This is a genomic window from Candidatus Latescibacterota bacterium (assembly GCA_019038625.1).
Lineage (GTDB): Bacteria > Krumholzibacteriota > Krumholzibacteriia > Krumholzibacteriales > Krumholzibacteriaceae > JAGLYV01.
This window is the reverse complement of record JAHOYU010000004.1, coordinates 1-10,159: the sequence shown is the minus strand read 5'-3', so window position 1 is coordinate 10,159 and position 10,159 is coordinate 1. Positions and strand designations below refer to the sequence as shown.

Genomic DNA, 10,159 nt, shown 5'->3' with positions numbered 1-10,159 from the left:
GGATATGAGAGGGCCATCCTGATCGACGCCATAAAACTCGATGGGGAACTCCCTGGCACTGTATTCAGACTCAGGCCTGACGACCTGAAGATCACTCCAAGGCTATCATCATGTCATGACATAGATATTGTGACGGCACTGGCACTCGGGCGGAGGCTGGGGTTTGAGATGCCGGATGAAGTGGTCATCTATGCGGTGCAGGCGGCGGATATGCTTACTTTGTCGGAGGGCTGTCTCGAAGACGTGGCTCGGGTGATCCCTCTCCTTGCCAGAGAAATAACATCCCTGGTAAAAGGAGAGAAGATGAAAAGAGTCTCGATCGATCTTGCCGGGAGGAGATCAGGGAATGCATGAAGTCTCACTCATGCAGAATCTTCTCAGGATGGTCGGAGTCGCGGCATCGAAACAGGGAGATGGTCCTGTCACGGAGATACATCTCCGAATCGGGAAGATGGCTGGAGTAAACAGGGACTCTCTGAATTTCTCTTTCGATATCCTCGTGAAGGGAACGATTGCCGAGAACGCAATTCTCGTAATTGAAGATATTCCATTCAACGTTCATTGCCAGGATTGCGGTAGCGATTTCAATCCGGAAGATTTTACTTTGAGATGCCCTGAGTGCGGCGGGACTAGCATAGAGATCACATCGGGGAGAGAGATGGAGATAGATTATATTCTGGTAGATGATGAATCGGATAATCCGGAAAGCCGTGATAAGGTGGAAAACACAGGGGGATGATGATGCACCAGATAAATATGGGTGACGACCTCAGGGAGAGGAACAGGGAGATCGCGGCAGAGAATTCGACCATGTTGAAGAAACACGGCGTCGTGTCGGTCAACATTATGAGCGCACCCGGCGCAGGGAAGACATCTCTGCTCGTCGCTTCCATCCCCGGGCTTATAGAGAAGTACAGGGTTGCGGTCATAGAGGGAGATCTGCAGACGAGCCGTGACGCGGAGCGCATTGCTGCGCTTGATATCGATGTCTACCAGATCGAGACTGGGGGGGTGTGTCATCTTGACGCATCCATGGTCCATTCCGCGCTACATCAGCTCGATCTTGACAATATCGATATGCTTCTTGTCGAAAATGTCGGAAACCTGGTCTGTCCCGCAGAATTCGATATAGGAGTGGATGCGAAGGTGATGCTTCTAAGTATTACAGAAGGTGACGACAAGCCGAAGAAATATCCTTTGATGTTTCACGAATCCGACCTGCTTATAATGAACAAGATCGACCTTGCTCCCTACGTGGATTTCGATATCGAGAAGGCGAAGGATGAGGCGAGGGACATAAATCCATCGATTGATATTATCGAGATCTCCTGCAGAACGGGACAGGGGATACAGGACTGGGTCGACTGGATGGTCCGCCTGTGTGAAGAAAGGATGAGTTAAACATGTGTCTGGCCATCCCCATGCGAATTATGGAAATGGAAGGTGACAAGGCGGTCGTAGAGGCCGGAGGGATCAGAAAAGAGGTTCGTCTTGATCTGATCGACAGTGCGGAGATGGGAGATTATGTCCTGATACATACAGGATACGCGATAGAGAAACTGGATAAAACGGAAGCTCTTGAGACGCTGGAGCTGATCAAACAGGTATACAGGGCTGGGATGACACACGACCCGGAGAGCGGGAGCGGATCATGATGGATGAAAACTTCTTCGACTCTTTCCACGATCCGGTCATAGCGGGCCCGATGGCCGAAAGCCTGATCTCGCTCAAGCCGACCAGACCTCTGACTCTGATGCATGTCTGCGGTACCCATGAACATTCTCTGGCCAAAGCTGGAATAAGGTCCATGCTGCCGACTGGATTGAGGCTTGTCGCCGGTCCCGGATGTCCGGTATGTGTGTGTCCAGCTTCTGATATCTCGCTGGCTGTTCAGGCAGCGAGTCTCCCTGATGTGACTCTTGCGACATTCGGTGATATGTTCAGGGTTCCCTCAGGGGAAACGACACTGGAACTTCTCAAAGCGCGGGGCGCAGATGTGAGGGTCGTATATTCTCCCCTGGACGCATTATCTATCGCTATGGAAGATCCGGACAAAGAAGTGGTCTTTATGGCTGTCGGGTTCGAGACTACGATAGCTCCGATAGCCGCTGCGCTACGTACTGTTTCTGTGCCGAATTTCTCGGTGATCACATCGCTCAGGCTCGTTCCTCCAGCACTGGAGTTTCTTCTGGAAAGATCTGAGGGAGCACTGGATGGCTTTATTCTTCCAGGTCACGTCAGTATCGTGCTCGGCAGGGAGGGATATTCTTTCCTCGAGGATGCAGGTATTCCCGGAGTAATATCCGGATTCGAGCCTGTCGATATGCTGCAGGGGATACTGGAGTTGGCCAGGATGGTCGAAGCCGGGCCACCTTTCAAGACGGCGAATCTATACAGGAGAGTGGTCACAGAGGAAGGCAACCGAAAAGCCAGGGAGTTGATAGAAAGTGTATTTACAGTCTCTGATTCGAATTGGAGAGGCATTGGTACAATACCTGGATCGGGCCTGAGGTTGAGGGAAGAGTACTCCCGGTTCGATGCCGTAGAGAAAATGAATCTCAGTCCCGACCCGAACGCGGTGGATGTCATGCCCGGGTGCATATGCCACAAGGTTATACTCGGTGAGGCCGAATCGGAAGATTGCCCTTTGTTCGGGACAGGATGCACGCCGAGGATGCCTGTAGGCCCCTGCATGGTGTCGAGCGAGGGAACATGCCGTGCGAGGTACCAGTACAGGCAGGTCTGAGTTCCCAGAAACCTGTTGACTCATCCGGCCAAACTGAATTACCGTCAAAACCGGCGAGTGAATAAATATTGCCTGAGAATGTATGGTATGTAAAGAAAGGTCGGCTGCTGAGGTTGTATGCCGACGGAATTGTAACGAAAGCGGGTGATGTAGATGAAAGTCCAGGTAGGAAAGGATTCCTACGAACTCCCGGGGAAGATGTTCAAGCGTATATTGCTTGTTGTCCTGGCGATAATAATCGTCGCTTCGGGTTTATACTCGGTCGGCACTGATGAAGTCGGTGTAGTTCTTCAGTTCGGTAAATACGTCAGAACGACGAACCCCGGCCTCCATTTAAAGATCCCATTCGGAATCGAGAAAGTGGAGAAGGTCAAGGTAAAGAAGGTCTTCAAGCAGGAATTTGGATTCCGTACGGTAAAGGCTGGTGTCAGGACCCAGTACGCCAGCAGGGGATTCCAGAATGAATCAATAATCCTGACCGGAGACCTGAATGTCGCTGAAGTCGAGTGGATAGTTCAGTATAAGATAAAGGATCCCTACAATTATCTATTCAAGATAAAAGACCCTGAGGAGACGCTCAGGGCGATGTCAGAGGCCGTCGTAAGAAGAGTTGTCGGAGACAGAGGTGTTACGGACGTTCTTACACTGGGCAGAATCGAGATAGCCAAGGAAGTGGAAGTAGGTCTGCAGGTACTCCTCGACCAGTTCGAGGCGGGTATCCAGATCGTCACTGTCAAGCTTCAGGATGTCAACCCTCCCGAGCCGGTAAGGCCCGCTTTTAACGAAGTGAACAGGGCGAAACAGGACAAGGAAAAAATGATCAACGAGGCCTGGGAGGATTACAACAAGAGGATCCCACGGGCCAAGGGTGAAGCGGATCAGATGATCGCGGTAGCGGAGGGTTATGCTCTGCAGAGAGTCAACCAGGCTATGGGGGACGCGTCATTGTTCCGCCAGGTCTACCTTGAATACAGGAATGCTCCCGATGTGACCAGACGGCGGCTGTACCTCGAGACGATGCGGGAGATACTGCCGAAACTTGAAGATATATATATCGTAGATGAACAACAGAAATCGATATTGCCTCTACTCGATCTGGGTGGAAAGGCGAAGGGAGGTGATGGGCGATGAAGAGGAAAGGATTACCTTTGATCATTATCGGAGTCATCATATTCATATTTCTCTCGAACGCCGTTTACACTCTGAAGGAATCGGAGCAGGCGATCATCACCCAGTTTGGAAAGCCGGTAGGTGGAAAGATAGACAAGGCTGGACTGCATTTCAAGATGCCCCTCATCCATACGCTGCACAGGTTTGATAAGAGGATCCTTATATGGGACGCGTCCGCGGATCAGATCCCTACGGCTGACAAGAAATATATCTGGCTCGATACGACGGCCAGATGGAGGATCGTCGATCCTCTGCTCTTCTACCAGTCTGTCGGGAACGTCACTGGCGCGCAGACGAGGATGGACGATATCATAGATTCGGCATCGAGAGATGTCGTTTCTGGACATATTCTCGTTGAGGTCGTAAGAAATACTAACAGTATTCTCGATGCGGAGAAGACTACCGAGGAACTGGATGAGAGTGTCGGTGAAGAATCCCAGGTGGCTGAAGAACTCGAAAGGATAACCTTCGGGAGAGAAGCAACAGCAAGGGATATACTTACCAGGGCCATTGAACTGGTGCCAGCTTATGGCATCGAACTTCTCGACGTCCAGATAAAGAGACTTAACTACATCGAGGATGTGCGGAAAAAGGTGTACGAACGAATGATATCCGAACGCCAGAGAGTAGCTTCGAAGTATCGTTCAGAGGGTGAGGGAAAGAAAGCCGAGATCGTCGGTATGAAAGAAAGGGAACTGAACAGGATACAGTCAGAAGCCTACAAGAAGGCAAAGGAGATCAGGGGCGAGGCTGATGCCAGGGCAACCAAGATCTATGCCGAGGCATATCGCAAGGATCCCGAGTTCTATTCATTCCTGCAGACTCTTGATGTCTACAAGGAGTCCATGGGTGCGAATTCCAGGGTGATCATGACTACTGACAGTGATATTTACAGGTACCTGAAAAAGGTCAGCGGACGATAGACCTCCCCGTCTGTTGGCAAGTCGTAGCATAGAATGCAGCTTTTAAATGGTGAAGCCCGATTTTTGAAGAATCGGGCTTCACCATGTGTTATATTTAGCGGCCGTCCCCTGAACCATTTAAAAGCGACGGAGCAGAACATGGTCAGACTTATTAAATCAGGGAAGTTATTTGCGGCTGCAACGGCTGCAATAGTATTACTCTCTATACCTGACGCCCTTGCCGCCTGGAACAGGACTGAAATCAAGTGGAAGAGCATAGAGACCGAACATTTCTCTGTTCATTTTCATGAGGGGGAAGAGTGGAGCGCCCGGGAGGTCGCAAGGATAGCGGAAGAGATATATGGCCCTGTTACGGAGTTCTATGATTATGAACTCGATAGAGTCTATATAAACCTCCATGACAACGATGATAGATCGGCCGGAGCTGCCTATTTTTACCTCAACAGGATAGATCTTGATGCTTCGGATTATGAATTCCATCTACGTGGAACTGCAGACTGGCTGAGAAACGTTCTGACCCACGAATTCACTCATATGGTGACGATAAGGTCCGCGATGAAGATGCCGAGATGGCTGCCTTCGATCTATCTGCAGGGAATCACATTTGAAAGAGAGAAAAGACCAGATGTGATCACCGGGTATCCCAATTTCCAGGGATCTCTTCCGATCGCGGGTGTGACAATTCCGAGCTGGTTCGCTGAAGGAGTCGCCCAATTTCAGTGCCCGACATCCAGAAACGATATATGGGATAGTCACAGGGATATGCTTCTCAGGATCGCCGTGCTTGAGAAAGGGCTTCTTTCTCTTGATGAGATGGGGGTCTTCGGCAAGAACTCGCTTGAGTCAGAGCTTGTATATAATCAGGGTTATTCGCTTGTGAAGTTTATCTCGCAGGAATTCGGGCGGGAAAGCCTCGGGGAACTTCTGGAAGCTCACAAGGCCTGGTACTCCAGACCAGCAAGTTTCTGGGAATATTTCAAGATATGGAACAGGTCAGGATTCGAAGGAGCATGCAGGAAAACTCTTGGAATATCCTCTTCCGAGCTTTACAGACGATGGAAAGACAGTATGGAGACCGAGTATATCCATGTGAGGGAAATGATACAGGAGAGGTGGATAGAGGGCGTAAGATTTGCCGGCGAAGGTTATATGAATCTCTTTCCTGTAGTATCCGCAGCAGGCGGGAAGGTCTACTATCTTTCAAATATGGGTCGTGATTACATGGGGATGGATCTCGTCTGCCTGGAATCAGATGGCAGCACGAGAATTATCTCGGAAGATGTGAACTCCAGGCCGGGTATATCGAAGGATGGTAGTAAGCTCTGCTATGCAAAAAGGAGCGATGACAATCCTCATGGATATGAGATAAATGATATCTTTATCTTCGATTTGAATACAGAAAAAGAAGAAAGACTTACTCGTGGATTAAGAGTGGTGGATCCCGAGTTCTCACCTGACGGAGGATCGATCGCGGCTGTAAGGACCGGGGACGGAAAAGAAGATATCGTACTCGTCGATGTGGCATTCTATGTCGACAATCGTGATGTGAAACTCCTTGTTTCCGGTGAAAGAGGATACAGATATCATGGGCTTTCGTGGAGCGACCGGGGGATATTGACGTCGAGGTTCAACGGCACGACCAGGGATATCGTGCTGATCGACCCCGTCACAAGAACGGATACTGTTCTGGTCGGGAAACTGGCCGATGAACGCGACCCGTCCTGGGATGATTCAGGATCAGGATATTTCTATGCCAGTGACAGGACAGGGATATTCAATATATACCATAGAGAATCCTGTCACGGTGATGACCAGATGGTGACAAATCTTCTCGGCGGCGCTTTCTCCCCGGTAAGTCACAATGAAGGTCTGTTGTTCTCATCTTACGGCAGGGACGGTTATGGTATCCGAAAGATAGAGGATTGGAGAGGCAAGGCCATCTCTGGCAGCGCGATACCTGAAGAACGAGAAGTAATGGAAAATAGATCCAACTATATCTGCCGACTCCGTACTGCCGACGGGACCGGGGCATTGTACGACTACTATGAACTTGATAAGAAAATCAGTGAAGCACATGATTATGATATCAAGTATACACCGATCTATCTCTTCCCGAGGCTTATGTATTACGATAAGAAGCCGAGGATCGGCCTGACTTTGGATACGAGGGACTACCTGGACCGCCAGAACTTTTACGCTTCGGGCTCTATCAATGACGACAAGGAATACAATATCCAGGCAGGTATCGAGACCAGGCAGTTCAAACCGACCTTCGCGGTTAATTTCTATTCGGCCAGAAAGTACTATAAATATTATGAAGAGGCTCTGGGAAACGTGCAGGTGAGGTACGACCTGTGGGACGTCTTCTTCAGTTGCATGTTCGAGTTCGACGAACCATCCGCCAGAAAGAGAAAAGACGCGGTCCTCAGGTTTAATCATGGGGAGTACGGACTTAATATCAACGCCTGGGAGGCTGAAGATATCGATATGGAGCTTGGCTGGAACTATTACAAGTCAAATGAAGTCTCCCTTATCCTCAACTACTGGAATATAGGATCGGGTGTAGAGTCTGATATAAACCCCAGGAAGGGAAGAAGGATAAGCCTCGAATTGACCAGAGCCTGGAACAACCTCTCTTCAGGGGAATTCGAATATAATTTTAAACCATTTTATGATGTAAATAATTTTGGAAGATACTACCTGCATTATGAGGAATTTATTCCTGTACCGTTCTGGTCGCATTCACTCGCTCTATTTGTAAAAGGTGGATTTATAGATAAGAAAGAGGTCGACGATTTTTTCAACCTTTTTCTGGGTAGCCGCGACGGTATGAGGGGATATTCGTATTACAGCATGGGCGGCAAGAAAAACGCAATGGCACGCCTGACCTACAGGTTTCCGATCTGGCGGAATATAAACTGGCAAATGATGTCCACATACCTCGGGTCTGTGTATGGTGCGGTCTTCGTTGAAGCTGGAAAGGCCTGGGACGAAGACAAATTCGACCTCGATCATAACATGAAGGATGCCGGCTTTGAACTTCGGATGAAAGGTTTCTCATTCTACAATTATCCCCTCGCCGTTTCTTTCGAAGGGGCATATGGTTTTAATGAGATCAAGTATGTAGATCCCTTCATAGAAGGTCTGAGGACGTATGAGGGTAAAGAATGGAAATTTTACGGGACGATATTCTTTGATTTTTAATAATCGGGATATGGAGAAGTCATGAGGGTGATCCTCGCTGGATACAATGTAGAATCCGACATGATAAAGAAAGCTGGAGATACACTCGGGTTGGAGATGACACCTGAAGTGATCTCGGCGGCGTATGCCAGGATCAGCAGGGATCCGAGAAATGTCGATACGCTTCGGAAGGAAGCGAGGACCCGGGTCGAGAAAGCACGCAGATCGAATGAGACCATAATATTCGGTCTCGGGCATTCATCGGTGGCCGAGCATGCCGTCTTCAACTTCGATATCATGGGTGTATCGAGGCTGGCCGTGGAATATATAGAGCATTTCAGGTTGGCATCATACACGGAAAAATCCCAGCGTTATATAAAACTGGGGCGGGATTTTGTGATCCCAAAAGAGATATCAGAAAGCGAATACAGGGATGTATTTCTGAATCTGATCGATTATCTATCGGAAGCCTACGAAGAAGTCTATCGCAGGATCGAAGCCTCAGGCGAAGACAAATATGTGGCGAGAGAAGATGCCAGATATCTGATGCCACTTGCCACCAGCGCTCAACTGGGTATGACTCTGAACGGCAGAGAGGCGGAGTATATGATCAGCAGGCTTGCCTCACACCCCCTTCAGGAGCTGAGGGAATTTGCTGGAAAACTATCATCGATAGCAGGCAATGTTGCGCCCTCACTTGTAAAATATCCCGAGCCTACCGAATATTTCAAGTCGATCCCGAGAATCAGGAAACGGCTCGCACGTGATGGGAAGAGGATCGGTGACGATGGAAAAATGGCGAACCTGGTCACATGCACGGCGTCAGGCGATGAAAAGCTGGCAGCGGGACTGGTCTTTTCCAGTTCGTCGATATCATATTCTGCCGCTCTCGAAATAGCCCGTTCGATGAGTAAGAGTGAGATAAGTGATATGATATGCGAGACACTGAAGCTCATTAAGCCTCATGACAGCGTGTGGAGAGAGTTTGAGAACATTCAGTTGCTTTTCGAAGTCAAGGTCTCGGCGTCCTGTTACGCTCAGCTTAAACGACACAGGATGACGACACAGATCGTACAACCTTACGATACGGGCCTTGGATGTGTCGTCCCCTCGACAGTTAAAAAGGGACGTGCTGTATCTGTTTTTCGAAAAGCTGTACAAAGGGCTGAAAGACTTTACAGGAAGATCGCTTCCACGGACAGGATCCTTGCCGAATATGTCCTGACTAATGCCCACAGGAGACGAGTGCTTATAAATATGAACCTTAGGGAGTTGTATCATTTTTCCAGATTGAGAAGTGATACACACGCACAATGGGAGATCAGAGATCTTTCTGGTGAATTGTGTTCTATAGCATCGTCGAGATACCCTGCGGGCACTGTGATGCTTTCGGGAAAAGACGGGTTCGATGAGGCGATGGAGCGCCTTGCCAATAAATAACATGAAGTGAATCACACAAGTCCTTGCTATATATTTAGTAAAAATTAATGCTAACTAATCTTTTTAAGCGTAGAAGAAGCATTAGAAAATACAGATCGGAGAATAAGCCTGAGAGGGACCTCATGCTGGCGAAGAGAATATTATTCCCGACATTCCTTATCCTTTCGACTCTGCTCATACTCCAGGCCTGCTCGAAACCCCGAAATGAACCACGACCATCTGAAAGTAACGGTTCGACTCCAGTCAGGATCGTATCGCTATCTCCGAGTACGACAGAGATAGTTTTCGCCCTCGGGATGGGGGATCGTATCGCCGGAGTGAGCAGGTTCTGTGATTACCCGCCTGAGACTGAAAGCATTCCTGAGGTCGGAGGTTATCTTGACACTAATTATGAAGCCATAGCAGCTCTGCGACCGGATCTTGTATTGCTCCTTCCCGAACAGGAAGATGCTGCTGAATATCTTTCTGGAATCGGTATCAAAACGATGACTGTGGACAATAAGACAGTCGGTGATATCCTTGGATCAATAGATACACTGGGTCAATGCCTTGGTGCCGAGAACGAGGCGGGAATCCTGCTCGAAAAAATAAAGGGGCGTATCAAAAGGATCTCCAATGAGGATAGAGCAGAGAAACCCCGGGTACTTGTCTCTATCGGGCATGATTTCGGGTCTGGAAAGGTCGATGAAGTATTCGC

10 protein-coding genes are annotated in these 10,159 nt (G+C 49.0%); all 10 read left to right on the top strand.

Annotated elements, in window-relative coordinates; genetic code table 11:
* Positions 1–354 (top strand): hypothetical protein (locus KOO63_00205; protein MBU8920259.1); only part of this gene is annotated, 354 nt, incomplete at its 5' end.
* On the top strand, positions 347–739 hold the full coding sequence (gene hypA, locus KOO63_00200) for a hydrogenase maturation nickel metallochaperone HypA (protein MBU8920258.1): 393 nt from the start codon (positions 347–349) through the stop codon (positions 737–739). The genes KOO63_00205 and hypA, both read left to right, overlap by 8 nt.
* Positions 736–1,401 (top strand): hydrogenase nickel incorporation protein HypB, encoded by a 666-nt coding sequence (gene hypB / locus KOO63_00195; GenBank protein MBU8920257.1) that lies wholly within the window; start codon positions 736–738, stop codon positions 1,399–1,401. The genes hypA and hypB overlap by 4 nt, the downstream gene beginning before the upstream one ends.
* 2 nt (positions 1,402–1,403) lie before the next feature.
* Positions 1,404–1,655: a HypC/HybG/HupF family hydrogenase formation chaperone gene (locus KOO63_00190; GenBank protein MBU8920256.1), complete on the top strand. Its 252-nt coding sequence runs from the start codon at positions 1,404–1,406 to the stop codon at positions 1,653–1,655.
* Positions 1,652–2,746, top strand: a complete 1,095-nt coding sequence (gene hypD / locus KOO63_00185; GenBank protein MBU8920255.1) for a hydrogenase formation protein HypD — start codon at positions 1,652–1,654, stop codon at positions 2,744–2,746. The genes KOO63_00190 and hypD overlap by 4 nt, the downstream gene beginning before the upstream one ends.
* Positions 2,747–2,899: 153 nt before the next feature.
* Positions 2,900–3,877 carry an FtsH protease activity modulator HflK gene (gene hflK / locus KOO63_00180; GenBank protein ID MBU8920254.1) on the top strand — a complete coding sequence of 326 codons (978 nt, stop codon included), beginning with the start codon at positions 2,900–2,902 and terminating at the stop codon, positions 3,875–3,877.
* Positions 3,874–4,839: a protease modulator HflC gene (hflC, locus tag KOO63_00175; protein MBU8920253.1), complete on the top strand. Its 966-nt coding sequence runs from the start codon at positions 3,874–3,876 to the stop codon at positions 4,837–4,839. The genes hflK and hflC overlap by 4 nt, the downstream gene beginning before the upstream one ends.
* A 138-nt stretch (positions 4,840–4,977) precedes the next feature.
* Entirely contained in the window at positions 4,978–8,043 is a 3,066-nt protein-coding gene (locus KOO63_00170; protein ID MBU8920252.1) for a hypothetical protein, read from the top strand.
* 21 nt (positions 8,044–8,064) lie between these two features.
* Positions 8,065–9,462 (top strand): FAD-dependent thymidylate synthase, encoded by a 1,398-nt coding sequence (locus KOO63_00165; GenBank protein MBU8920251.1) that lies wholly within the window; start codon positions 8,065–8,067, stop codon positions 9,460–9,462.
* Between the two features lie 122 nt (positions 9,463–9,584).
* Positions 9,585–10,159, top strand: a 575-nt coding sequence (locus KOO63_00160) for an ABC transporter substrate-binding protein (GenBank protein ID MBU8920250.1), incomplete at its 3' end; no start/stop codon positions are given.